The 24,791-nt window shown below is 44.5% G+C and carries 22 protein-coding genes; 17 read left to right on the plus strand and 5 right to left on the minus strand.

Annotation, left to right across the window (positions count from 1 at the left end):
• Window positions 1-50: 50 nt before the first annotated feature.
• The 10 genes from atpB to AWH61_RS11655 all read left to right on the plus strand — a co-directional run bounded on the left by atpB (window position 51) and on the right by AWH61_RS11655 (window position 8,586).
• The gene (atpB, locus tag AWH61_RS11610; RefSeq protein WP_075177145.1) at window positions 51-884 is read left to right on the plus strand and encodes a F0F1 ATP synthase subunit A; all 834 of its coding nucleotides are present in this window, start codon (window positions 51-53) and stop codon (window positions 882-884) included.
• Between the two features lie 99 nt (window positions 885-983).
• Window positions 984-1,214: a F0F1 ATP synthase subunit C gene (gene atpE, locus AWH61_RS11615; RefSeq protein WP_075177146.1), complete on the plus strand. Its 231-nt coding sequence runs from the start codon at window positions 984-986 to the stop codon at window positions 1,212-1,214.
• Window positions 1,215-1,251: 37 nt separating this feature from the next.
• Entirely contained in the window at window positions 1,252-1,722 is a 471-nt protein-coding gene (atpF, locus tag AWH61_RS11620; protein WP_075177147.1) for a F0F1 ATP synthase subunit B, read from the plus strand.
• A 14-nt stretch (window positions 1,723-1,736) separates the two neighbouring features.
• Entirely contained in the window at window positions 1,737-2,270 is a 534-nt protein-coding gene (atpH, locus tag AWH61_RS11625) for a F0F1 ATP synthase subunit delta (RefSeq protein WP_014951451.1), read from the plus strand.
• Between the two features lie 13 nt (window positions 2,271-2,283).
• Window positions 2,284-3,825 carry a F0F1 ATP synthase subunit alpha gene (gene atpA / locus AWH61_RS11630; protein ID WP_014951450.1) on the plus strand — a complete coding sequence of 514 codons (1,542 nt, stop codon included), beginning with the start codon at window positions 2,284-2,286 and terminating at the stop codon, window positions 3,823-3,825.
• 58 nt (window positions 3,826-3,883) lie between these two features.
• Complete coding sequence (atpG, locus tag AWH61_RS11635) at window positions 3,884-4,744, plus strand: F0F1 ATP synthase subunit gamma (protein ID WP_012520217.1); 861 nt, start codon at window positions 3,884-3,886, stop codon at window positions 4,742-4,744.
• Window positions 4,745-4,777: 33 nt separating this feature from the next.
• A complete protein-coding gene (gene atpD / locus AWH61_RS11640; protein WP_014951449.1) occupies window positions 4,778-6,163 on the plus strand; it encodes a F0F1 ATP synthase subunit beta in 1,386 nt (461 codons plus the stop codon).
• Between the two features lie 60 nt (window positions 6,164-6,223).
• Entirely contained in the window at window positions 6,224-6,637 is a 414-nt protein-coding gene (locus tag AWH61_RS11645; protein WP_014951448.1) for a F0F1 ATP synthase subunit epsilon, read from the plus strand.
• Window positions 6,638-6,836: 199 nt separating this feature from the next.
• Window positions 6,837-7,823 carry a hypothetical protein gene (locus AWH61_RS11650; protein ID WP_039228875.1) on the plus strand — a complete coding sequence of 329 codons (987 nt, stop codon included), beginning with the start codon at window positions 6,837-6,839 and terminating at the stop codon, window positions 7,821-7,823.
• 163 nt (window positions 7,824-7,986) lie between these two features.
• Entirely contained in the window at window positions 7,987-8,586 is a 600-nt protein-coding gene (locus tag AWH61_RS11655) for a glutathione S-transferase family protein (protein ID WP_075177148.1), read from the plus strand.
• Window positions 8,587-8,609: 23 nt separating this feature from the next.
• Here the strand turns inward: AWH61_RS11655 and AWH61_RS11660 are convergent, their stop codons facing one another.
• Window positions 8,610-9,191, minus strand: coding sequence for a tRNA-uridine aminocarboxypropyltransferase (locus AWH61_RS11660; protein ID WP_069945253.1), 582 nt, complete (start codon window positions 9,189-9,191; stop codon window positions 8,610-8,612).
• 79 nt (window positions 9,192-9,270) lie between these two features.
• Here AWH61_RS11660 and AWH61_RS11665 point away from each other — a divergent pair, with 79 nt between their 5' ends.
• The 3 genes from AWH61_RS11665 (at window position 9,271) to AWH61_RS11675 (ending at window position 11,868) form a co-directional block, all read left to right on the plus strand.
• Window positions 9,271-9,609 carry an MGMT family protein gene (locus AWH61_RS11665; RefSeq protein ID WP_014951444.1) on the plus strand — a complete coding sequence of 113 codons (339 nt, stop codon included), beginning with the start codon at window positions 9,271-9,273 and terminating at the stop codon, window positions 9,607-9,609.
• Window positions 9,610-9,676: 67 nt separating this feature from the next.
• Entirely contained in the window at window positions 9,677-10,876 is a 1,200-nt protein-coding gene (locus tag AWH61_RS11670) for a cyclic di-GMP phosphodiesterase (RefSeq protein ID WP_075177149.1), read from the plus strand.
• Between the two features lie 350 nt (window positions 10,877-11,226).
• A complete protein-coding gene (locus tag AWH61_RS11675) occupies window positions 11,227-11,868 on the plus strand; it encodes a YiaD family glycine zipper/OmpA-like lipoprotein (RefSeq protein ID WP_014951442.1) in 642 nt (213 codons plus the stop codon).
• A 52-nt stretch (window positions 11,869-11,920) separates the two neighbouring features.
• Here AWH61_RS11675 and AWH61_RS11680 read toward each other — a convergent pair whose 3' ends face one another.
• Window positions 11,921-12,388: a nuclear transport factor 2 family protein gene (locus tag AWH61_RS11680; protein WP_075177150.1), complete on the minus strand. Its 468-nt coding sequence runs from the start codon at window positions 12,386-12,388 to the stop codon at window positions 11,921-11,923.
• A gap of 201 nt (window positions 12,389-12,589) precedes the next feature.
• On the opposite strand from AWH61_RS11680, the gene AWH61_RS11685 reads away from it, so the two are divergent.
• Window positions 12,590-13,759, plus strand: coding sequence for an acetyltransferase domain-containing protein (locus AWH61_RS11685; protein ID WP_075177151.1), 1,170 nt, complete (start codon window positions 12,590-12,592; stop codon window positions 13,757-13,759).
• A 140-nt stretch (window positions 13,760-13,899) separates the two neighbouring features.
• Here the strand turns inward: AWH61_RS11685 and AWH61_RS11690 are convergent, their stop codons facing one another.
• From AWH61_RS11690 to AWH61_RS11700, 3 genes are read right to left on the minus strand one after another with little or no spacing between them, the layout of a single operon-like run.
• A complete protein-coding gene (locus AWH61_RS11690; protein WP_075177152.1) occupies window positions 13,900-14,901 on the minus strand; it encodes a LacI family DNA-binding transcriptional regulator in 1,002 nt (333 codons plus the stop codon).
• A gap of 45 nt (window positions 14,902-14,946) precedes the next feature.
• A complete protein-coding gene (locus AWH61_RS11695; protein WP_075177153.1) occupies window positions 14,947-16,554 on the minus strand; it encodes an MFS transporter in 1,608 nt (535 codons plus the stop codon).
• A 17-nt stretch (window positions 16,555-16,571) separates the two neighbouring features.
• The gene (locus tag AWH61_RS11700) at window positions 16,572-17,909 is read right to left on the minus strand and encodes a GH1 family beta-glucosidase (RefSeq protein WP_075177154.1); all 1,338 of its coding nucleotides are present in this window, start codon (window positions 17,907-17,909) and stop codon (window positions 16,572-16,574) included.
• 525 nt (window positions 17,910-18,434) lie between these two features.
• Between AWH61_RS11700 and AWH61_RS11705 the strand changes: the two genes are divergently transcribed.
• The 3 genes from AWH61_RS11705 (at window position 18,435) to AWH61_RS11715 (ending at window position 24,664) form a co-directional block, all read left to right on the plus strand.
• Window positions 18,435-21,365 carry a TonB-dependent receptor gene (locus tag AWH61_RS11705; RefSeq protein ID WP_014977831.1) on the plus strand — a complete coding sequence of 977 codons (2,931 nt, stop codon included), beginning with the start codon at window positions 18,435-18,437 and terminating at the stop codon, window positions 21,363-21,365.
• 142 nt (window positions 21,366-21,507) lie between these two features.
• Entirely contained in the window at window positions 21,508-23,181 is a 1,674-nt protein-coding gene (locus AWH61_RS11710) for a tryptophan halogenase family protein (RefSeq protein ID WP_075177155.1), read from the plus strand.
• Window positions 23,159-24,664 carry a tryptophan halogenase family protein gene (locus AWH61_RS11715; protein ID WP_075177156.1) on the plus strand — a complete coding sequence of 502 codons (1,506 nt, stop codon included), beginning with the start codon at window positions 23,159-23,161 and terminating at the stop codon, window positions 24,662-24,664. The genes AWH61_RS11710 and AWH61_RS11715 overlap by 23 nt, the downstream gene beginning before the upstream one ends.
• The last annotated feature ends 127 nt before the right edge of the window (window positions 24,665-24,791 follow it).

Genomic DNA, 24,791 nt, shown 5'->3' on the forward strand with positions numbered 1-24,791 from the left:
ACTAAAGAACCAGTCACCAAATTTTTACACTTTACAACTTGGGTTAAACAATGGCATCTGAATACACTACCTCAGAATACATCAAGCACCACTTGACCAATGCCACCATGTGCTCAACTGACAACGGAATAGCTTTTAATAAAGCGTGTTCTGACGCTGGTTTTTGGGCATGGCATGTTGATACACTGGCATGGTCTATCGGTCTTGGTCTTCTTTTCCTAATTATCTTTAGAAGCGTTGCTTCAAAAGCTACAACCGGCGTGCCTGGCAAAATGCAGGCATTTGTTGAGCTAATCGTTGAGTTTGTCGATGATAACGTGAAGAGCACTTTCCACGGTAAGAGCGCACTTATTGCGCCATTAGCACTGACTATCTTTGTATGGGTATTGCTAATGAACCTTATGGACCTTATCCCTGTTGACGTGCTGCCTACTATCGCAGGCCTAATTGGTTCTTCAGCGTTTGGTATGGATCCACACGACGTATACATGAAGGCAGTTCCAACCACTGACCTTAACCTTACGTTTGCACTAGCGGCGGGTGTATTCATCCTAATTCTTTACTATTCAATCAAGATGAAAGGCATTGGTGGCTTTACTAAAGAGCTTACTATGCAGCCTTTCGGTCACCCGCTTTTCATTCCGGTGAACTTTATTCTTGAAACCGTTACTTTGCTTGCGCGTCCGCTTTCACTAGCGCTGCGTTTGTTCGGTAACTTGTATGCCAGTGAGCTAATCTTCATTTTGATTGCTACAATTGGTTATTTCCAGCTTCCACTGCACTTCATGTGGGCTGTGTTCCATATTCTGGTACTTCCGCTTCAGGCGTTTATTTTCATGATGCTAACCATCGTGTACTTAAGCCTAGCGGCAGAAGACCACTAAGAATTAACGGGTACCGGGAATAGGTTTGCCGGTACCGTTTTTAACCGAGTTTTATTTTAAACATTAACCTTAACTAAACTTTAAATCGGAGATTTAAACATGCTTGCAATCGCAGTTGCTATCCTAATTGGTATGGGTGCTCTTGGTACCGCTATCGGCTTCGGTCTTCTAGGTGGTAAATTCCTAGAGTCTGCTGCTCGTCAACCAGAACTTGCACCACAACTACAAGTTAAAATGTTCATCGTAGCGGGTCTTATCGACGCCATCGCGATGATCGGTGTTGGTATCGCACTATTCCTATTGTTCGCTCCACCTCAGTACCTACTTTAATTCATACTCTAGCGAACTTTTATGAGGAGAGGCGATAGTGAATATTAACGCCACTTTTATTGGTCAATTAATCGCTTTCGCTGTGTTCGTGGTGTTCTGCATGAAATATGTATGGCCTCCACTAATGGCAGCGATTGAAGAACGTCAGAAGAAAATTGCCGATGGGCTTGAAGCTTCTGAACGTGCAGAGAAAGACCTAGAGCTAGCTCAAGCGAAAGCAACAGAGCAGCTTAAAGATGCGAAAGCGCAAGCAGCTGAAATTATCGAGCAGGCCAAAAAGCGCGCCAACCAATTGGTTGACGAAGAAACGCAAAAAGGCCATGCGGAACGCGAAAAGATTATCGCTTCTGGTTATGCCGAGATTGAAGCTGAACGCAATCGTGCCAAAGAAGATTTGCGCAAGCAGGTTTCTGCACTTGCAGTAGCTGGCGCACAGCAAATCTTACAACGTGAAATCGATGCAAACGCACAAAACGACATTGTTGAAAAACTTGTCGCTGAGCTTTAATAGGGAGATGAGCCATGTCTGAATTGACAACCGTTGCTCGTCCTTATGCTAAAGCTGCTTTCGATTTTGCTGTCGAGAAAGATGCCGTTGCAAAATGGCAAGAAATGCTCGCCTTTGCAGGCGCTGTAGCAGCGAACGATGACATGCACCAGCTTTTGTCTGGTGCGGTTGCCGCTGACACGCTTGCCGACATTTTTAACAATGTTTGTGGTGAGCAACTCGACGAACACGGCCAAAACCTGGTTAAGGTTTTGGCTGAGAATAAACGTTTAGCCGCGTTGCCTGAAATTTCTACTTTGTTTGATGCGTTTAAAGCAGATTACGACAAAGAAATAGAAGTGGACGTAACCTCAGCATCTACGCTGACTGATGCACAACAAAACGAGTTGGTTGCATCTTTGGAAAAACGTTTGGCACGTAAAGTGAAGCTTAATTGTAACGTGGACCCTGCCCTGATCGCTGGAATGGTAATTAATGCCGGCGATACAGTTATTGATGGTTCCGTAAAGTCGAAATTGAACCGTCTAGCAGACGCGTTGCAAGCATAACGGGGATAAGAGCATGCAACTTAATTCCACTGAAATTGCTGAACTGATCAAGAAAAGAATTGAACAGTTCAATGTAAGCAGTGAAGCACGTAATGAAGGTACTATCGTCGCAGTAACAGACGGTATTATCCGCATTCACGGCCTTGCAGATGTAATGCAAGGTGAAATGATCGAGCTTCCTGGAAGCCGTTACGCAATTGCACTAAACCTTGAGCGAGACTCTGTAGGTGCAGTTGTTATGGGTCCTTATGCGGACCTTAAAGAAGGCGATAAAGTACAATCTACTGGTCGTATTCTTGAAGTACCAGTAGGTAATGCACTACTAGGTCGTGTTGTTAACACACTAGGTGAGCCTATCGATGGTAAAGGCGCAATCGACGCAGCTGGTTTCGAGCCAGTTGAAAAAATTGCACCTGGCGTAATCGAGCGTCAATCGGTAGACCAGCCAGTACAGACTGGTTATAAGTCAGTTGATGCCATGATCCCAGTAGGTCGTGGTCAGCGTGAGCTTATCATCGGTGACCGTCAGTGTGGTAAAACAGCAATGGCTGTTGACGCTATCATCAACCAAAAAGGTACAGGCATTAAATGTGTGTACGTAGCGGTTGGTCAGAAAGCATCTACTATCGCTAACGTAGTACGTAAACTAGAAGAGCACGGTGCACTTGACCACACTATCGTGGTTGCAGCATCTGCATCTGAGTCTGCTGCGCTTCAATACCTAGCGCCTTACTCTGGTTGTACTATGGGTGAATTCTTCCGTGACCGCGGTGAAGACGCGCTAATCGTATATGATGATTTGTCTAAGCAAGCTGTTGCTTACCGTCAAATCTCACTACTACTTAAGCGTCCACCAGGCCGTGAAGCTTACCCAGGTGACGTATTCTACCTTCACTCACGTCTACTAGAACGTGCTGCACGTGTAAACGAACAATACGTTGAGCGTTACACAAACGGCGAAGTGAAAGGCAAGACAGGTTCATTGACTGCGCTTCCAATTATCGAAACGCAAGCTGGTGACGTATCTGCATTCGTACCAACTAACGTAATCTCAATTACCGACGGTCAGATCTTCCTAGAAACTGACTTGTTTAACGCAGGTATCCGTCCAGCGGTTAACGCTGGTATCTCGGTATCTCGTGTTGGTGGTGCTGCACAGACTAAAATCATCAAGAAGTTGGGTGGCGGTATCCGTCTAGCCCTAGCTCAGTATCGTGAACTTGCGGCGTTCTCGCAGTTTGCTTCTGACCTTGATGACGCAACTCGTGAGCAACTTGAGCACGGTGAGCGCGTAACTGAGCTAATGAAGCAGAAGCAGTACGCACCACTTTCAATTGCTGATATGGGTGTATCTCTGTTCGCGGTAGAAAAAGGTTTCCTTAAGGGTATCGAGCTTAACAAAATCCTAGATTTTGAAGCCGCTCTTCACTCTTACATGAACAGCGAACACGCTGACCTTATGAAGACTATCAACGAATCAGGTAACTACAACGACGAGATTGCCTCTAAGTTGAACGACGCTTTAACAAACTTTAAAGCGACACAAACTTGGTAATCAATGGTGCTGGTGTTTAACCACCAGCGCAATTCGTTGAGTAATCGGAGAGATAGTCATGGCCAGCGGTAAAGAAATAAAAGGTAAGATTGGGAGTATCAAAAATACTCAGAAGATTACCAGTGCGATGGAAATGGTTGCTGCGTCTAAAATGAAAAAGGCGCAGGAACGCATGGCTTCTGGCCGTCCATATGCACAAAATATGCTTAAAGTGATTGGTCACATTGCAAACGGTAACCTTGAATATCGCCATCCTTATTTGGAAGAGCGTGAAGTCAAGCGCGTCGGTTACATTGTGATTTCCACTGACCGAGGCTTATGTGGTGGCTTGAACACCAATGAATTTAAGCTCGTCACTCAAGACGTCAAAAAATGGCGTGAACAGGGTGTAGAAGTGGATTTCGCTGCATTAGGTTCTAAGGCGTGCAGTTTCTTCAACCGCTTTGGTGGCAAGTTGCTTGCTGCTGAATCTGGTTTAGGTGACAAGCCGTCTGTGAGCGATGTAGTGGGTGTTGTACGCGTTATGCTTAAAGCGTACGACGAAGGACAAATTGACCGAGTATTCTTGGTATTCAATGACTTCGTTAACACCATGACACAGAAACCTGTGATCAATCAGTTATTGCCTTTGCCAAAGTCAGAAGACGAAGAATATCAACATCGTTGGGACTACATCTACGAGCCAGATCCAAAAGAAATTTTGGAAGCACTAATGGTTCGTTACATTGAGTCTCAGGTGTATCAGGGTGTTGTAGAAAACGCGGCGTCAGAACAAGCTGCGCGAATGGTTGCCATGAAGGCAGCAACCGACAACGCCGGTAACCTCATTGATGAGTTACAACTGGTATATAACAAAGCGCGTCAGGCTGCAATCACACAAGAAATCAGTGAGATTGTGAGCGGTGCCGCAGCGGTGTAGGCAAAGGTTTAAAAGAGATAACGAGGACAAATTATGAGTCAAGGTAAGGTCGTCCAAATCATTGGCGCCGTTGTGGATATTGAATTTCCACAAGATGCGGTACCAAGAGTTTATGACGCACTACGAGTTACCGAAGGTGACTTGTCAGGTCTAACCCTGGAAGTGCAACAGCAATTAGGTGGTGGTGTTGTTCGTGGCATCGCACTAGGTACTACTGACGGACTAAAACGTGGTCTTGCAGTAGAAAATACCGGTAACCCAATCATGGTTCCAGTTGGTACGAAGACACTTGGTCGTATCATGGACGTATTGGGTAACCCAATCGACGAAGCAGGTCCAATTGGTGAAGAAGAGCGTATGTCTATTCACCGTGAAGCGCCTAGCTACGAAGATCAGTCTAGCTCGGTAGAACTACTAGAAACTGGTATCAAAGTAATCGACTTGGTTTGCCCATTCGCTAAGGGTGGTAAAGTTGGTCTATTCGGTGGTGCGGGTGTAGGTAAAACCGTAAACATGATGGAACTTATCCGTAACATCGCAATCGAGCACAGCGGTTTCTCAGTATTCGCTGGTGTTGGTGAGCGTACGCGTGAGGGTAACGACTTCTATCACGAAATGAACGAATCAAACGTACTTGATAAAGTATCGCTTGTATACGGTCAGATGAACGAGCCACCGGGTAACCGTCTACGTGTTGCACTTACCGGTCTAACAATGGCTGAGAAGTTCCGTGACGAAGGCCGTGACGTTCTATTCTTCGTAGATAACATCTATCGTTATACCCTAGCAGGTACTGAAGTATCAGCACTTCTAGGTCGTATGCCATCTGCGGTAGGTTACCAGCCTACTCTTGCAGAAGAGATGGGTGTACTTCAGGAACGTATTACGTCAACGAAGACAGGTTCAATCACTTCAATCCAAGCGGTATACGTACCTGCGGATGACTTGACTGACCCATCTCCAGCGACAACCTTTGCTCACTTGGATGCAACGGTAGTACTTTCTCGTGATATCGCGTCTCTTGGTATCTACCCTGCGGTAGACCCACTAGATTCAACGTCTCGTCAGCTAGACCCGCTAGTAATTGGTCAAGAGCACTATGACGTAGCACGTGGCGTACAGACTGTTCTTCAGCGCTATAAAGAGCTGAAAGACATCATCGCGATCCTAGGTATGGACGAACTATCTGAAGAAGACAAGCAAGTGGTATCACGTGCTCGTAAGATTCAGCGTTTCCTATCTCAGCCGTTCTTCGTAGCAGAAGTATTTACTGGTGCACCTGGTAAATATGTATCGCTAAAAGACACAATCAGTGGCTTTAAAGGCATTCTAGACGGTGAGTACGATCACCTTCCAGAGCAAGCCTTCTACATGGTTGGTTCTATCGAAGAAGCGCTAGAGAAAGCCAAGAAAGCATAATGACAGGGCTAGCAGTTGCTAGCCTAGCATCATGCTAACGTACCTAATCAGGAGGTTCACATGGCAATGACAGTACATTTGGACGTAGTAAGCGCGGAGAAAGCGATTTTCTCAGGTCGCGTTGAAGCGATTCAGGTGACAGGTAGCGAAGGTGAGCTGGGTATTCACCCAGGGCACGCGCCACTTATCTCTGCTATTAAACCTGGTATGGTGCGTTTGGTTAAACAGCACGGTGAAGAAGAAGTAATCTATGTTGCTGGTGGTGTACTAGAAGTACAACCTGGCAATGTTACCGTACTGGCTGATACCGCGGTTCGAGCTGAAGATCTTGACGAGCAGGCAGCAGAAGAAGCCAAACGACGTGCAGAAGAGCACATCGCCAATCCAGGCGCTGACTTTAACTACGCTGAAGCAGCTCACGAGCTTGCAGAAGCTATTGCTCAACTTCGTCTTATTCAGAAGTTACGCAAGTAAAAAGCACAGCTTTGAAAAAACCCGCCAAATGGCGGGTTTTTTATTGCCGAACGAAAAGTGGTCGTTCACATTCTCTTACGTTTATTTTTATTGCTATCGCACTACACAAAGCTTATCGTTAGAGCGTTTTAACCGATTTAAATTAAAACGTAATCGGCGCTAATTCTAGTGCCACCTTTGCCTGTAACGAATTATAGAAATGAAGCTTAACCCGTATTCCAACATGCACAAAGGTGCCTCTATTGGATTTTTTCCTCTGCTTACAACACTGATTTTACTTTCAGTGCATTATTTTACGGGTGCGTTAGATTGGCCTGAAGTGGGAAATGTACGTGCACAGCGCGACTTCAACTCTGCTATTGGTATGTCGCTTATTACAGGATACTTTTGGTTTGCGCTTCGTTTAATGCATCAAAACGTGGCTAGCACCCTTATTTCTTTGCTTGTAAAAACCAATCAGCTTAGTCAGTTTTCGGCGCATAGGCGAGAACTCGCCATTGAATTTAGACACCATATTTTCAATGCAATCATCATTTCTATTATGATCACGATCGTGTACTGCATATTCGAAGGATTGATCACGGTAAAACAAGAAATACACGTTTTATTCTTAACGGCCACAGCCGTCCCCTTTTGGTTCTTGGCCATTTTATTTTTGTTTCAGATCTCCTCCAACATTAAGTACCTAACTTCTAAAGTTTTGCCCCAAGCCGGTGGAAATATTGACCGACTTAAGTCCATCATGACGATTTTAAAATTAGGAACAACTAACAGCATATTTGCGATGGGAGCACTGGCCATTTTTCCTATCTTTTGGTTGAAAAAAGACATTCCTTCCATTGATGTACTAGTAGTGACGTTCTTCACGGGGATAGTGAGCGTTTATCTATTTTGGCCGGTAATAAAGCTTAAAAGTATGCTTGAGAAAGAGCAGAAAGCTGCTGTTCTGCACCTTGAGGAAAACATAGAAGACGGTATTAAACGATGTGCAAAGCACGAAGAATTCTCTACAGCTGCGTCAATTGAGCAACTAGAAAGCGAAAAAGAACGAGTCTTAAAAATGGGGGCGAGGGTTTTTGCCCCAAGAGATAAGGCTAGAGTGGCTGCGTGTATTGCGTTAATACCGATTTCTTGGGTTCTATTGTTCATTGTTGAATGGTTAATTCAACTCCCTCGCTATCATTAGTCTATTCGGGTCTGTTGATCTTTGCCTTATCTTTTCGCGGCGGTCTATGTGGTATCTAGACAAGGCTCGCTTAATTCCTTCTCGCACCCTAACAGCTATTAATAATTGTCGTATTCACATTGCGTTGGTATGGTAAATCTTCTTAGGTCATAGAGATATCATTGTGCGAATATACGGCGACACGCGTTCAGGAAACTGTTACAAACTCCAACTGCTTCTTTCTTTGTTAGGTAAAACCTGCGAATGGATTGATGTGGACATTATGAAAGGAGAAACACGCGCTCCTTCTTTCCTAGAAAAGACCCCTAATGGGAAAATTCCTTTGCTTGAACTAGACGACGGCAGGGTGTTGTCAGAATCCAATGCCATCATGCACTATCTAGCATCTAACACTCCTTTAATCCCCTCTTCTCCCTATAGTTTTTCGCAACTTTTACAGTGGCAGTTTTTCGAACAATACAGTCACGAGCCTTATATCGCCGTTGCTCGCTACATCAATGTTTATTTAGGGCTACCCGAGGACAGGAGAGCGGAGTACGAATCTAAACAAGCGGGTGGATATCGCGCACTAGCTGTCATGGAGCATCAACTTAAAATTACGCCGTTTTTGCTAGGTGACACGTTAACTCTTGCGGATATTTCATTGTTTGCGTATACCCACGTTGCCCACGAGGGCGGGTTTGACCTTTCCGCCTATCCCGCCATTCGAAATTGGATAAGTTTAGTCAAAGATCAAAAGGGCTTCATTCCCATGAACGCGTAATGTGCGCTAAACGAAGTTCTACGCTAGAAATGCCTTCTATGTGACATAGGGCCTTGCCACTTATCTTGTAAGGCTCTCTGTGCTCTGTAAAGCCCAGAAACGTCGATTTGATCTAAGCACTGTAGTGCATAAGCTGTTGCTTCTAGCGTGGAAAGTGCATTGCTTAATGTGGTATGACGAATAGCATAGTTAGAAGTGGGTGCAGAAATGAAGTGAAACGCTGGTAACTTTGTTAACCATGGGTTCTGTTTCACTAGACCAAATGCTTGTTTCCAACTTCCATCTATTAGAATTAGCGTTGTGATCTCAGAACGTGCAACGGCATCGACACTTTCTATCGGTGTACTGCATTCACTTGGGTAAACAAGCACTGAATGTCGACGTGAGCAGTGTTCGGATAGGGATTGCATAGCGACGACATCATTAGCAAGTATGATTCGCGTCGAAGGAATACACAATGAAACTAAGCGCGCCGTATTCTTGGCGTGAAGTGCTTCTTTTTCGTGTTGAACTATCACAATCTCTAACGATGTATCTACTGTGTTAATGTGAGAGCAAATACAGGTTTTTTGAGGATATCCACAGTGTTCACAATAAAGGCGCATAACTGAATTTCTTTATTCTCTTTTGAACGTTTATCGCACTTATTAACTAAGTAACTTAATAGATAGGATAATATACAACATGCCGAATGAAGCAGTACAATCTCGAGTAGAGAAAACGCTTTCTTTAGTGCCTGAGGGACAGGTAATAAGTTACGCCTTGCTCGCTGACCTGTGTGGATTACCCGGCAGAGCTAGAATGATGGGAAAGTGTTTAAGAGAGATAAATGCTGACTGCCACTGGCATCGCGTACTACGTGCTGACGGTAAAATTGCTTTTCCTGCTGGCTCTGATAAAGCGGATGAGCAGCGAGAGCGATTAGCAGAGGAAGGTGTGGTCGTTAAAAACTACCGAGTGAATATGACGAAGTTTGGTTGGAAGCCAGATTTACACACTATACTAGTAGAGTTAGAGTACTGAGCTTTCACTTTTTATATGAAAGCAGTTAGCAAATATATGGCGATTAATATAGTGCAGTGCATATAAGATGATAAAAAAGATTACTATTGATCAGTTAGTGCCAGGCATGTTTGTTCATCAAATTTTAGAGCAAAAAGGTGCGTTGAGGGTTACGAGCCAAGGCCGCGTTACGTCTGATGACGTGGTTAAAACACTTAGAAAGCGAGGTGTGAAAACCCTCGCCATTGATACAGATAAGGCGTTTAACGTTGAGCAACCTAGCTCATCGGCCACTGTGGAAAAGCACCAAAACTCGCCTTCTGATCAGCCGGTAAAATCAAAAAAAGTATCACTCGAAAATGAGCTGGTAAGAGCCGCAAAGCTTCACGAGCAAGGAAAGGCAATTCAAAAGTTGTTACTTGCCAATGTACAAAAAGAGACGCCTTTTGATGCGAGTATTCCCAAAGCATTTTCAAACAAGTTGGTAGAGTCGGTAGATAGAAACCCCGATGCGTTGCTTTGTCTAACTAAAATTCGAGAAAAAGACGACTATTTACTAGAGCATTCTCTGAACGTTGCTATTTTACTCGCCAACTTTGGCAAGTATTTAGGGATGTCTGAAGAAGAGGTGCAAGACCTTTCCTATGCTGGCTTTCTACACGACTTGGGCAAAATCAAAATTCCAGATGAAATTCTTCATAAGCCAGGCCGCCTTACGGACAGCGAAATGGAGATCATGAAAGGTCATGTAAAGCACGGGGTCGACTATTTAAAAAGTACGGAAATTGCGCAGCCACTGATTCAAGCGATTAGTGAGCATCATGAGCGATTGGACGGGTTAGGCTACCCTGCTGGGACCAAAGGTGAGGATATTAGTCAAGCAGGCCGAATGCTTGCCATTGCCGATATGTACGATGCACTCACCGCGGACCGGGTGTATAAGGCCGGTATGTCTAGCCAAAAGGCATTCTCTATTTTGATGAGTGATGCGCCAACGCGTCTTGACCAGTCGCTCGTTCAACAGTTTATAAAGTGTCTGGGCGTATACCCCGTAGGGAGCCTAGTTCTATTATCAAATGATAAATTAGCGATGGTGCTTGAACAGAGAGACTCCCCGCTTACGCCACTCGTAAAGGTTTTTTATTCGGTTCGCAGTAATCACTATCTAACGCCGAAAGATGTTGACCTATCATCGGATAAAACAATCAGTATCAACAAAGCCGTCATAGCGTCTGACTATAAGATTGATGTGAACGCATTTTTTGAGCGTTCAGTTTCAATAGGCTAAAACGTTACTTTTTAGCAACACAGTGTAGTATTTACACTGTGTACCAACGCATTTTTTCTTCTTTATTCCAACGTTCATTTAGCTAACGTTCAGGTTTGATGTCCTACAATCCTCTAAACATGAAGTGCTGTAGTGCCTATGAGTGCTGATTTTTAGGAAAAGTTAAGCAGGAAACGAACTCGTGGCGCTCAGATACTCGTTATTGCTTACATACAGAATATTTGCCAGTGGAACGCTAATTGCTATCACTGTAGTTGTTTAATGCAAAACTAACACTGAGCTTATTGAGAGTGGCAATGGATAAATGAAACTCATCAATATTGAGCTTTTAATTGAAATAAGAGGAAGTTATGAAAAAGACTCTTGCTGTAAGTTTGATTGCTGCGTCACTAACGGTAGCAGGTTGCGCAACTGATCCGAATAATACGCAAAAAGGTGCCGCTATTGGTGCAGTAGTAGGCGCATTGCTGGGTAAAGCGACAGGTGATAACGACAAAAGTCGTTATGCGTGGGGCGCTGCGGTAGGTGCAATCGCAGGTGGTGCGATAGGTAACTACATGGACAAACAGGAAGAAGAGCTTCGAAATGAGCTTTCTGATACTGGCGTTCAAGTTGTGCGAGAAGGCGATAATCTGCGATTGATCATGCCGGGCGACATTACCTTTGCTACTGACAGTTCTAGCATCAGCCCTAACTTCAATCCGGTTCTTCAAGACGTTGCCAAAGTCGTAAACAATTACGAAAAAACCGTTCTTATGATCAAAGGCCATACGGATGACACTGGTTCTGAGCAGTACAACCAGTCTTTGTCTGAGCGTCGTGCAGGAGCGGTTAAGAATTTACTTATTAACTATTCTGTTAACCCGACGCGTATCACGACGGTAGGTATGGGCGAATACGCACCTAAAGTACCTAACAATAGTGCAGCAAACCGCTCGATGAACCGTCGAGTAGAGATGGAAATTCAACCACTCACACAGTCTAATACCTAAAGGTAGTTAAGATTTAAAGAGAAACAAAGGCCCCGTTACGTCGGGGCTTTTTTTATTGCATGGTTTTAATTTGATTAGCAACGCTATCTGCAAGCGCGTTGGGGATAGGGATTGTTAAATGGTATTGGGTTACTTTCCACTTCGCTCCCTCTTTTATTAAGACACCCGTGCCTCGTGTTTCTCCCAGGCTTTCATTATCGAGCAGTTCATCAAACCAGGCTACATCGTGTTTAGGGGAAAAATAGATATGCCTGTCTCGCGGGTGGTATGTCCATCCTCTGCCCTTGTCAAAGTGAGGTTTGGCATACGCCTTAAACGCTTCTTTGGTCCATACCTCAGATGCGTCGGTGCCAATAAAGATCGCGCTGTCGTGATACAAACCAAAATACTGCTCAAAGTCTGCAATAGACGCATTGTGATGTAGAGCATTAAGTGTCTGATTCACTGCGTCGCGGTCGTTGTTCGCAACGGCCGTCGTCGCAACAGCAAGCATGACCAGACCTAACAATAGATATTTCATAGTGACTCCGTTTTTCTTCTAGTATTTCTTATTATGCTGTTGAACGCATCATTAGTATATTCGAAGCAAATAATTGCCACTGTTTACTGCAATGTTATAGCATTGGGTTAATCGTTTAACTATCGATGCTGTGAGTGGCTAAAACTACCGCTAAATTCTGAACGAAGTTGTGTTGATAGCAAATATTTCCTCCTTGATGTAATGGCTAAAATGTCTTCTAGTATTCAACGAAACCGTATTCGAAGCATCGATATGATGCGTGGCTTGGTCATGCTGATTATGCTTATCGATCACGTGCGAGAGCGCTTTTTTCTGCATTTGCAGGTATCTGATCCTATGGATATCGATACCACGTCACCTTCTCTATTTTTCACACGGTTAGCCGCCCATTACTGTGCACCCACATTTGTGTTTTTGACGGGGCTGTCTGCATGGCTCTATGCCAATCCAATGGACTCAACGAATAAGGCCAAGCCGACACGTAATGTCAGAGAGTTCTTAATTAAGCGTGGATTGTTTATTTTGTTCTTAGAGGTCACATTTATTACGTTTAGCTGGGGGGCGAGTTTCCAAACGCTTTATCTTCAGGTGATGTGGGCCATAGGTATCAGTATGATTGCTCTGGCTGTATTGAGTTATCTTCCAAGAACTCTGTTGCTCATTTTAGGCCTCTTAATCGTCTTTGGACATAATGCACTAACGCCAATTAGCTATGTTCCACATGAAACAGGCTATACGCTTTGGACAATGCTGCACGATAGAGGATATATACTTCAGTCAGCCGCCCTAAACATTAAAGTGAGTTATCCCGTACTTCCTTGGATAGGGGTAATACTGCTCGGTTATGCATGTGGGCCCCTTTACAGTCAACAGCTTGATAAAGCGCGACGCGGTCGGTGGTTGCTTGGTTTATTTGCAGTGTCGCTCAGCCTATTTTTCCTACTTCGCGGTTTAAATATTTATGGTGAGACCTTGCCTTGGGAGCTACAACAAAGTGCCATCACTACGTTGATGTCATTACTTAATTTGACCAAATACCCCCCATCTTTAGCATTTTTGCTCTTTACGCTGGCCGGCATGTTTCTATTGTTGTTTGCTTTCGAGCGCGTTAAGGATACGCAGTTTGCGTTTCTCGACACCTTTGGCTCGGTCCCGATGTTTTTCTACATCCTGCATTTGTACGTATTGCTGGTGATGTACGGTATTGCATTCTTTATTTGGGGGGCGAATAAAGGAAAATACGTGGGCGTAGACCATATTTATCAAATATGGTTAATAGCTGCTGGCCTTAGTTTAGTGCTTTATTTCCCTGTTAAATGGTTTAGCGCCTATAAATCAAAGCACCACGCCCCTTGGCTTAAATACTTGTAAGACAGGCCTTCGCGTCTATTGTGGGTCGTATCATTATTAAGGTGGATAGCAAAGTGCGCTATTGGGAGCGAAAGGCACTTAATTGAAAGTTTTAATTAAGAGTTTAGATGAGCGTCGGTTTTCGACTTACCAGCTTGGCTTCATCCTTCATGTTTTACCGTAGATTCCCGAACAACCAAGGAAGGTTCGAAATACAGCTGAACGTTATTAGCCTGACCATATACTTTATTAAGAATGTACTTGGCTGACATTTCAGCCATTTCCGCAATTGGGTTACTGACCGTGGTAAGACGAGGAAAAACATGGTGGGCAAATACCACGTCATCGAAACCAACCACAGACAAGTCGTGGGGAAGGCTCATGCCTAAATCTCTCGCGCAGCTTATCGCACCCGATGCCATCCAATCGTTGGCGCACACTAAAGCCGTGAAAGGCACATAGCGCGCCATGAGCTCTAACAGGCCAATCTTCCCGTCTTCTTCAGAATAGTCGCCGTTAAATATCAACTGTGGGTTTATGGGCAACCCTGCTTCCGACAAGGCGCGTTTATGTCCTTCCAAGCGCAAGCTCGCGTCACACTTGTCAGTCGGTCCAGAAATATATGCAATGTCTTTATGGCCTAGCTCGAGTAAGTGGCGGGTAGCCAGATATCCACCCTTTTCATTATCGAGGCTAGTGCATGCCTCAGGTAGCCCTTCCACCTGTCTGTTAACCAAAGCAACGGGAAGTTTCGACTGGTTTAACTCCAATAAATACTCATCGGATAATGCTTCTGCATGCATGATGAGTGCATCGCAGTTACGGCTAATAAGAAACTCTACCGCATCTTTCTCTGTTTCTAGGCAATTTCGTCCTACCGAAATAATGACATGTTTATCTGCAGCGCGCAGCGTTGACTCTACTGCCTGCATCAGGTCGCCAAAAAACGGGGCGTTGAGTTCAGGTACAAGTACTCCGACGCTGTCAGTGCGGTTATTTGCCAATGAACGAGCGACAGAGTTTGGACGGTAATTTAGCTCTTTAACCGCTTTCTCTACGCGTTCTTTCAGTACTTTGTTTACCGAAGCCTTACCATTTAATACGCGGGATACCGTAGATAAAGAAACACCTGCACGCTCGGCAACTTGATAAATGGTGGGCACGTGATAAGACCTCGTTCTCTAAAACAATCACTCTAACTGACTGTATTATGCCGATATCGGCGGTTGTTCGCTACGTCGAGAGAGTAAAGCTTGTGTAACTTCTTTTTGTTTTTCGTCATTTAATGGGTACAGACAGATTAACGCCGCGCCAGCAAAGCCAAATAGCGCCGGTATCCAACTCATTAAAGACTTCATACCCGGGAGCGTTTGATTAATTGTATTGATATCAAGACCGTTATAGCCATAGCTTCCTAATACCAACAAGACGAGCGCCCCTGCGAAGCCTCCCCCTGTTTTTTGAACAAAAGAGCCTGCAGAGTAGACGAGTCCGGTGGCTCTTCGACCTGTCTTATATTCGCTGTAGTCTGCCGAGTCTCCTAGCATAGAGAAAAATAAGGTAGGCAATATGGCTGCAAAAAACTCTGCACTGCAACCTAGAATGAATATGGCGCTCACGCTTTTCTGAGGAACAAAATAAATGCCAGAGGTCAATACGCTACTTGCTAACAGCGCGATAATAAAGAGCTTCTTGCGACCAAACATAGCGGCTAATTTGGACGTTGCTAATGCGCCGAAAATCGACACCACCAGCAGTGAAATGAAAAAGTAGCCTGTGAGTAGCTCATTGCCCATGTAATATTTGAAATAGTAGGCAATAACGCCATATTTGATGCCATTAAACATCATGGTTAGAAAACCCATTCCTAACAAAATTAGCCAGGGTTTGTTGGAAAGCAGGTCGATAATATCCTGCTGAGAACGGGTGTTCTCGGCTTCCGGTCGGCGAGTTAACCGTTTAATTGCAATAGTAGTAAGCGCTATAACAATAATGAAGATTGCCCCAGTTAAAACGTCTCGATAATAAAAGAAGGCGGTTATTGCTAAAAGAGGAACTAGAATTAACGGTAGTTGCTTTCCCAAGTCGATGAGTTCAGATGTTAGTGAACGAGGAGCGGGCGCTACTTGGGTACCTGTCTCTGTTTTTGGAGAGTCGAGTTTAGTGTCTTGAGGCTTTGAAAGCTGCTGCAACGTAACGCGCTCTTTCGTGGTAAAAACTGTTACACACATTAATATGACAAGCAACGTGGCAAACAACCACATGGTATATTGATATCCTACAGCAGTGTTCCCTTGGCCTAGCAAGTCCACCAGCATAGGCAAACATCCCATAACAAGCAGTCCACCAAAGAATGCCCCAGCAAAACGAAAGCCAGACAAACTTGTACGCTCTCTATCATCACTGGTCATCACGCCCATTAGCGCTGAGTACGGTACATTATTAACCGTATACGCTAAGGTTAGTCCGATGTAGGTCAGGTAAGCGTAAATGAGTTTGCCTGAATACGAGAGATCAGGTGTGGTAAAGCAAAGGACCATGAAAAGGCCAAGAAAAGGAGTGGAGCCTAATATCCAAGGGCGAAACTTTCCCATCTTAGTCTGGGTTCTGTCAGCAATCATTCCCATGATAATATCGGTCACACCGTCAGAAAGACGAACGACAAGAAATAGCATCGCAGCTGCAGCGGCTGTAATACCGAAAGTATCGGTATAAAATACCGCCAAATATGCAAGTGCGCCCCGCCAAACTAAATTGGCCGCAGCGTCGCCCATGCCATAACCCACTTTTTCTTTTAATGTCAGCTTATGGTTCATTGCTATTTCCACTGTTGTTATGTTCGACTTGCTATGAGCGCTTTATAAGCATTGGCGCTAAGTTTAAGCGTACGCTTTTGCGTTTCAAAATCCACATAAACTAGCCCAAATCGCTTTTCATATCCTTCCGCCCACTCGAAGTTATCAAGGAGGCTCCATGCGAAGTAACCACTCACTTCTACTCCATCAATCACTGCGTTGTGTACCATGTTTAAATGGGCATTGTAGTAATCAACCCGATCTACATCATTAACAAGACCATCTTTGAGTTCGTCTGCCATTGCAGCACCATTTTCAGTTATAAAAATGGGAGGGAGCGTATATCGTTCGTTTAATGAAGTAAGTAAATCATAAAGCGCTTTTGGATAGATTTCCCAACCAATATCGGTTAATGGACCTTGATGAGGATGCTCGAAATACAATGCGCCTTTCTCTCTGGGGGCAGAATAGTGTAATCGCGTGTAGAAATTTACCCCTAAGAAATCGATGGGCTGACAGATTGTCTCCATATCACCAGCTTCAACTGGTGGTCTATCCGCTTCGTCTATATCAAATAACACTTCGGGGTAGCTTCCCTCCATTACAGGCTGCATATACCATTGGTTGATATAGTCATCTGCTTTGCGGGTGGCTAAGAGGTCTTCTTTCTTTTGTGTAGCGGGGTAGCATGGCGTAAAATTCAATACTATACCGGCTTCGCTATTTGGGACATTTTTTCTAAGCACCTTCATCCCAAGGCCGTGTGCTAGCAAAATGTGATGAGCCGCAGTTCTTCCGTATTTTCTACTTGTTCTGCCCGGGGCGTGTACGCCTATTTCATACCCTAAATAAGCACTGCAAAAAGGTTCATTGAACGTTGCATAGGAAAAAACGGACTCGCCTAACGCCTGCGTAATTTTGTCAACATAGTCTTCAAATGCAAAAGCAGTTTGTCGGTAAAGCCACCCACCTTTATCTTCCAGGTGCTGAGGGAGATCCCAGTGATAAAGGGTAACAAATGGCTTAATGCCTTTTTCATTTAACGCATCAACTAGCGTTTTATAAAAGGCAACGCCTTTTGGGTTTAGCTCACCTTCTTGAGTGATAACGCGCGGCCAAGAAATAGAGAAACGGTAAGCATCTACATTTAAGTCTAACAAAATGTCGAAATCTTCTCTCCAGCGAGCAATATGATCACAGGCGACATCGCCATTGGAGTGATCAGCGATGGCTGAAGGCCGTTCACAAAATCTATCCCAAATACATTCGAGACGGTTATCGACATCCCCTTCTATCTGAAAACTTGACGTGGCAGTTCCATAAAGAAACGAATTTTTGAGTAAGGGACTGCCTGCGGGAAGCGAAATGTTTTTCATATGTCGATAACCTTTTTCTTACTGCACAAATTCTAAACGGATGCTGGCAGTACAATGAATCTGAAATAACAAAGCGGTTTATAGCACAAATAAAAAACAATTAGAAAGCGCTTTCTCATATTTATGTCATTTTTACGTTAATGGAATTAAGTGACTGATAATATTTAAATGACTATTACCGGAATCTAATGGAGCTTTGGTTTTCTTGTAAAGTATTGAATTAAATTGTTTTTAATTTTCCTGTGAGAAGTTTGGTGTTCTCGATACAGTTGTTGCCTGTGAATTAATTGTAAAAAATGTGTTGATCTTAAACTTTTGTTGAATTAATGTTCGGAAAGCGCTTTCTTACGTCTGGGTGTTCTAGCTTCTCTTTGGGAAAGCCCTTTCTGGTAGCGCATAAGGTTCACAACTCACATAAAAGCCACTATTAAAGAGAGATAGACCGTGACACAAACAACACCAAATAAAAGCAAGATCGCAGCAAGTTTGTCATTGATACTCGGGACCGCTTTGAGTAGCGGTGTGATGTCATCTGCGACGGCGCAAGAAACAGAAAAAGACATAGAAGTTATTCAGGTATCAGGTATACGAAGTAGTGTTCAAGAGTCGATGGGTATCAAGCGTGACTCTGCTGGTGTTGTTGATGCCATCTCAGCAGAAGATATTGGTAAATTTCCTGATACCAACTTAGCAGAGTCACTACAGCGTATCACTGGTATTTCAATTAGTCGGAATAATGGTGAAGGAAGCCAAGTCACAGCGCGCGGTTTTGGACCTGACTTTAATATGGTAACGCTGAATGGACGTACGATGCCTGGTTCTGCGTTACCTGGTGGTGGCGGAGCAGCAAATTCTCGCGCCTTCGATTTTTCTGACCTTGCTTCTGAAAGTGTTAGAGCGGTTGAAGTGTACAAAACAGGTAGAGCGAGTATTGCAACTGGGGGTATTGGGGCTACGGTAAATATACGAACAGCACGTCCCTTTCAAGCATCTGACAATGGCATTACCGCAAGTGTAGGCGCAAAAGCACTGCATGATACGACTAACCGTGTAGGTGATGATGTTACGCCTGAAGTCTCAGGCTTTATCAATTACCTCAATGATGACAATACCTTTGGCGTTACGTTTACCGGTTCATTCCAACAGCGTGACAGTGCTGCACAAGGTGCGTTTGTGAACGAGTGGCGCGTAAATCCATTTGATGGCACGGTGCCCCAATCACCTGATCCAGCGAACCCAGATAGCGGTGACCCAATTGTGCTGAACAACGCACCAGCCATGGGACAGCTTTTCGCCATTCCCTCAGATTTACGTTATTACATGGCAGACCGAGAGCGTGAAAGAACGAATGCACAGCTAACGTTCCAGTTTGCTCCTTCAGAAAAAATGACGGCCACGCTTGATTACACCTATTCAAAGCAAGACTTATACGAAGCTCGAGCCGAGCAATCGATATGGATGGATGATAGGTACTTCACCGAACTAACCTTTGATGATGAAACGGTAAAAACGCCAGTATTGATAACTCAAGAACGCCGAGATTTGCTACCTCGTGATCTAGGCTTGGCGCTTCAAGAACTAAACCAAGTTAACGAAAACAAGTCGATCGGCTTAAACCTTGAGTACTTCGTAAATGACGAGCTAACTCTAGTCTTCGACCTTCATAATTCGACGGCAGAAGGACGCCCAGATGCGCCCTATGGAACGTGGACAAATCTTGGTTTAGGCGCAAACGTAGTTAAAGGGCAAGGTGTCGATTTCAGAGGCGACTTCCCTATTATGTTCGTCGATTTTGACGATGAAGCTCGTGATAATCTTAACGGAAATGGCGTGCTTGACCAAGATGATGTAGGTACATCGATATTGGACATGAATTTCTCGTCGCAAGACACCGAAATTACTCAAGCTCGTCTTGATGGCTCTTACGTTATGGATACCGGAAGCATTAACTTTGGTATTGAGTCACGCTCAATGGAGAGCACATCGCTCCAATCTCTAACTCGCCACACCATGGGCAACTGGGGAATTGAGAACCCGGGTGAGCTTCCTGCTGGTTCTTTAACACCGCTGGATTTGGCGAGTGAGTTTAGCGATTTCAATACTGAGGGGATGTTCTCTCAGGGCTTTACCGGTAGTGTTGCGCAAATTGGTGCATTCGCTGCTCAAGAATACGGTTTTGATTTTCTTGCCAACAACCCGTTTGCAACTAACCGTACTATTGAAGAAGACATAACTGCGGTGTATTTCGAATTGGATTTATCTGGCGAGTTAAACGGCATGGAGTACAACCTGTTGGCAGGTGTACGCTACGAAAATACCGATGTAACTTCAATTGCAAATATAAGTTTACCTAGCGGCATTGCGTGGGAAGGTAATAATGACTTCAACGTCCGTTTTGGAAGCGATATGGAAGATGTTGAAGTTGAATCAAGTTACGACCATGTACTTCCTGCATTAGATTTCGATATCGAAGTTGTTGAAAACATGATTGCGCGATTCTCTTACAGTAAGACAATAGCGCGACCCACGTACAACAACTTGAGCGCCGCTGCGACAGTATCGCCTCAAAGCGGACCGACAATTCTTACTGACAGCATTACCGCCACCGCGAGTTCAGGTAACCCATCGCTGATACCATTAGAATCAGACAACCTTGATCTTTCATTCGAATATTATTTCGATGAGACAAGCTATGTGTCGGTTGGTTTTTACGATAAGCGTGTTAAGAACTTTATCGGTAATGAACAAGTTGAAGAAAATATCTTTGGGTTGAGAGACGTTACCAATGGACCGCGTGCAGAGGCGGCTCGCGCTGAATTAGAGGCGCGTGGTATTCCAATTAATGATACGTCATTGTTTAACATGGTTGCTGCGATGGAAAACGGTATCGAGTATGACTCATTGACTGACGAGCAGTTTGAGCAGCAATTCGATGTGCTGCCCAATAGCGAAGATCCGTTGATTACCTTCATTAACTCTAAACCTGTTAACAATAAAGCGGCGAATATTTACGGTTTCGAACTTGCTGCGCAACACTTCTTTGGTGATAGCGGCTTCGGGGTACTGGCTAACTACACCACAGTGCAAGGTGATATTGGTTTTGATAATGACGCAAATCCATCGATAACTCAGTTTGCCCTTGTGGGACTAAGTGACACAGCAAACCTCATCTTGATGTATGAGAAAGATGCTTTGCAAGCGCGTATTGCCTACAACTGGCGTGATAAGTTCCTTGATACAACCTCTCAGTACATTAATGAGCCGGGCTATACCGAAGACTATTCACAAATAGACTTCAATGTTTCTTACGACATCACTGAAGATCTTACGGTGTCATTTGAAGGGATAAACATCACAGATGAAAATATCCGTAGACACGGCAGAACAAGTGCTATGTTGTGGAAATTAGATGAGCTTGGCGCTCGCTATGCACTGGGAGTTCGCTACAAGTTTTAACGATTGGGGTGTGTTTACCCGCTAAAGTGCTTAGGGTTGCGCTTTAGCGGGTTTTTTTGTCATAGTGCTGTGTGAATAGTAAACAGTAATCAGATTAAAAAACTTAGTGGTAGTGCTTTGGATATTATCGTGGTTTTAGCGTATGAGTGATAAAGACAGTCATGGCAATATGCACAGGGTCGTCATTGTCGGTGGCGGCACCGCAGGGTGGCTTGCTGCTGGAGTACTAGCCGCAAAACTAAGCGCGAAACACACCATTACCCTTATCGAATCTCCTAATATCCCTTCCATAGGTGTTGGTGAAGGCTCTTGGCCATCACTGCGCGACACCCTTCTTGATATCGGCATTAGTGAAACTGAATTCTTAACCCTGTGTCAGGGCGCTTTCAAGCAAGGCTCCAGCTTTGTTAATTGGCGTAAAGGCGGGCACTCCTATCATCATCCATTTACCGTTCCAACAGGGTACAACGAACTTGATATTCATACTTGCTGGCAAGAACTCGCTCCCAATATGTCATACGAAGATGCGTTTTCGTTACAAGCCGCCATGTGTGCCGCAGGCAAGGCGCCCAAGCAAATTGCTACGCCGGACTACGCCCATGTGCTCAATTACGGTTACCATTTCGACGCCACAAAGCTTGCTGAGCTGTTAAAAAATCATTGCGTAGACAAGTCAAATGTCGCCCATGTTGTTGGTCATGTTGACAGTGTTCACTCTCATCAAAACGGAGATATTGAATGCGTATCAACAAAGGACGGGGAAAAAATAGTTGGCGATCTATTTATCGACTGTTCAGGCCACAGCGGCCTGCTCATCAATAAACACTTTACTATTCCCTGGATACCCGTTAAGCGCACAATGCTCAACGATCGCGCCGTTGCGCTTCAAGTGCCTTATTCAAACGAAGATGCTGAAATAAAAAGTACCACAGTGGCCACTGCACAAACCTGTGGGTGGACGTGGGATATTGCGTTGCAGCACCGCCGAGGTGTAGGCCTAGTTTACTCTTCTCAATTCACAGATGAAGATCAAGCAAAGCAGGTGCTGATTGACTACGTTCGTGAACGTTACCCTAGTGCACAAGATGCAGAGCTTTCTTTTCGTACACTCTCCTTTGAGCCTGGCTATAGATCACAGTTTTGGGTAAAAAACTGTTTGAGCTTAGGTATGTCTTCGGGGTTTGTTGAACCGCTTGAAGCATCAGCCATTGCTATGGTCGAGCTTGGCTTACGTATGCTCTGTGAGGCTTTTCCGCAAAACAAAGCACACATGGAAATAGTCAGTAAGCGCTACAACTCGCGCTTTGCATATCGCTGGCAGCGCGTTATCGACTTTCTAAAACTACATTATGCTTTAAGCGATAGAGAAGAGCCGTATTGGTTAGCGCAAAGAGAGAAGGCGTCCATACCCGATTCTCTCGCTGAATTGCTTGAACTGTGGAAGTATCAAAGCCCTTCACGCTTAGATCTTATCGAGAACGAAGAGATTTTCCCCTCTGCTAGCTACCAGTATGTACTGTATGGAATGGGCTTTTCTTCTTCTACATCGCCTTTACGGCTAAATGAAGAGCATAAGCGTAAAGCAGTTCACATTCGCGAAACCTTACAACAAACTAAAAACGCTTATCTGCAGGGATTGCCGTCTAACAGAGTTTTGCTCAATGATATTGCAAAGCGCTACAACAATGAAAAACAACACGTGCCCTCGCTTGTTCAACGTGAAAAGAACGAACACGCTTCAGCTTCGAGTTGTAATGACATAAAAAATACTTCAGATAAAAAGGACACCTCTTATGACCGTATCGGGTTTAGATAGCAGTAAAAATCAAACGCCCGTTAAGAACGTTGTTATTGCGGGTGGCGGTACTGCGGGATGGATGGCGGCCACAGCGCTGTCACGGCTTTTGGGTAAGTCAATAAACGTTACGTTAGTCGAGTCGAAAGATATTGGTATTGTAGGTGTGGGCGAGGCGACTATTCCGCCTATTAGAACATTTCACAAGTTGCTTGGCATTGACGAAAAAGCATTTATGCGTGCCACACAAGCCACGTTCAAACTGGGTATTGAGTTTGAAAATTGGCGTGAACAAGGTCACAGCTATATTCATTCTTTTGGTATAACCGGAAGAGAGTGTTGGGCTGGCGAGTTTCACCATTTTTGGCTGAGGGCTAAAGAATACGGATTTGGTGGTGAATTTGGTGATTATTGCTCGGAACTTATTGCCGCTAAACAGAGCAAGTTCGCCACATCAGAAGCCATGCCGCTTAACTTTGCCTATCATTTTGATGCCGTTGCTTACGGTCGATTTTTAAAGTCTCTAGCGTGTGATGCTGGGGTAACTCACAAGGAAGGAGATATAGAAAAGGTCGTAGTATGCCCGCAATCAGGCAACATCCAGTCCCTTCGATTAGCAAGCGATGAAGTCATAGATGGCGACTTTTTCATAGACTGTACAGGCTTTAAAGGGCTGCTTATTGAACAAGCCCTTCACACCGGTTACGACGATTGGCAACACTATCTATTTTGCGATAGTGCGGTAGCCATGCAAACTGAGCTTACAGCGCCGCCTGTGCCATACACCAAAAGTGTGGCACATCAGGCCGGTTGGCGCTGGCAAATACCTCTTCAAGAACGAATGGGTAATGGATTGGTATTTTGTAGCCGATTTATGAGCGATGAAGACGCCATCAATACACTTAAATCGCAGGTGACAGGCGCGCCCATTAATGAGCCGAGAGTGATTCGTTTTACTCCTGGAAAACGCAGGCGTGGTTGGAATAAAAACTGCGTGGCGCTAGGGCTATCCAGTGGCTTTATTGAGCCTTTAGAGTCGACCAGTATCCATCTAATCATGACTGGCCTTATACGCTTAATGCGCCTATTCCCTTTCGATGGCATAACCCAAAGCGCAATCGACGAATACAATAATAAGTTTGATAGCGAAATGTCGGCCATACTCGATTTTATTGTTATGCATTACAAGGTGACACAGCGCGAGGACAGCCCCTTTTGGCAGCAGTGTCAACGCATGGACATTCCGTCTTCTCTTAAACATAAATTGGATTTGTTTGCTGAATCTGGCCGTGTATTTTTAGATGACGGAGATATTTTCCGTGTTGATTCCTGGACCCAAGTATTAATGGGCCAGGGCATGACACCTAGCCAGTATCATCGTGTTGCCGATGAGATGAGTGAACAGTCACTTAAGCAGTTTATGGCAGGATTAAAGCAGCAAGTGGATAATCACGTGGCTAAACTCCCCTCGCATGAGGCCTTCTTAACACAGTATCTGAAATGAGTTATTAGAAGCGTTAGATGTTGGCGGCAGGTAGCGCGTCAACAGTGACTCAAGCAGCTCGTAACCGACGATCTACCAAACGCTCTACAGAAGTATCAAACCCAGCTAGAAAGCTGGGGTTGGTGTT

The organism is Alteromonas sp. W12 (assembly GCF_001924945.1).
Taxonomy (GTDB): domain Bacteria; phylum Pseudomonadota; class Gammaproteobacteria; order Enterobacterales; family Alteromonadaceae; genus Alteromonas; species Alteromonas macleodii.

Coding starts and splice junctions, on each gene's coding strand:
- atpG (WP_012520217.1), top strand. CDS start 3,884: ATGGCCAGCGGTAAAGAAATAAAAGGTAAGATTGGGAGTATCAAAAAT.
- AWH61_RS11705 (WP_014977831.1), top strand. CDS start 18,435: ATGTCATCTGCGACGGCGCAAGAAACAGAAAAAGACATAGAAGTTATT.
- AWH61_RS11680 (WP_075177150.1), bottom strand. CDS start 12,388: ATGAAATATCTATTGTTAGGTCTGGTCATGCTTGCTGTTGCGACGACG.
- AWH61_RS11715 (WP_075177156.1), top strand. CDS start 23,159: ATGACCGTATCGGGTTTAGATAGCAGTAAAAATCAAACGCCCGTTAAG.
- AWH61_RS11650 (WP_039228875.1), top strand. CDS start 6,837: ATGAAGCTTAACCCGTATTCCAACATGCACAAAGGTGCCTCTATTGGA.
- atpA (WP_014951450.1), top strand. CDS start 2,284: ATGCAACTTAATTCCACTGAAATTGCTGAACTGATCAAGAAAAGAATT.
- AWH61_RS11695 (WP_075177153.1), bottom strand. CDS start 16,554: ATGAACCATAAGCTGACATTAAAAGAAAAAGTGGGTTATGGCATGGGC.
- atpH (WP_014951451.1), top strand. CDS start 1,737: ATGTCTGAATTGACAACCGTTGCTCGTCCTTATGCTAAAGCTGCTTTC.
- atpD (WP_014951449.1), top strand. CDS start 4,778: ATGAGTCAAGGTAAGGTCGTCCAAATCATTGGCGCCGTTGTGGATATT.
- atpE (WP_075177146.1), top strand. CDS start 984: ATGCTTGCAATCGCAGTTGCTATCCTAATTGGTATGGGTGCTCTTGGT.
- AWH61_RS11685 (WP_075177151.1), top strand. CDS start 12,590: ATGGCTAAAATGTCTTCTAGTATTCAACGAAACCGTATTCGAAGCATC.
- atpB (WP_075177145.1), top strand. CDS start 51: ATGGCATCTGAATACACTACCTCAGAATACATCAAGCACCACTTGACC.
- AWH61_RS11645 (WP_014951448.1), top strand. CDS start 6,224: ATGGCAATGACAGTACATTTGGACGTAGTAAGCGCGGAGAAAGCGATT.
- AWH61_RS11670 (WP_075177149.1), top strand. CDS start 9,677: ATGATAAAAAAGATTACTATTGATCAGTTAGTGCCAGGCATGTTTGTT.
- AWH61_RS11660 (WP_069945253.1), bottom strand. CDS start 9,191: ATGCGCCTTTATTGTGAACACTGTGGATATCCTCAAAAAACCTGTATT.
- AWH61_RS11675 (WP_014951442.1), top strand. CDS start 11,227: ATGAAAAAGACTCTTGCTGTAAGTTTGATTGCTGCGTCACTAACGGTA.
- AWH61_RS11665 (WP_014951444.1), top strand. CDS start 9,271: ATGCCGAATGAAGCAGTACAATCTCGAGTAGAGAAAACGCTTTCTTTA.
- AWH61_RS11700 (WP_075177154.1), bottom strand. CDS start 17,909: ATGAAAAACATTTCGCTTCCCGCAGGCAGTCCCTTACTCAAAAATTCG.
- AWH61_RS11710 (WP_075177155.1), top strand. CDS start 21,508: ATGAGTGATAAAGACAGTCATGGCAATATGCACAGGGTCGTCATTGTC.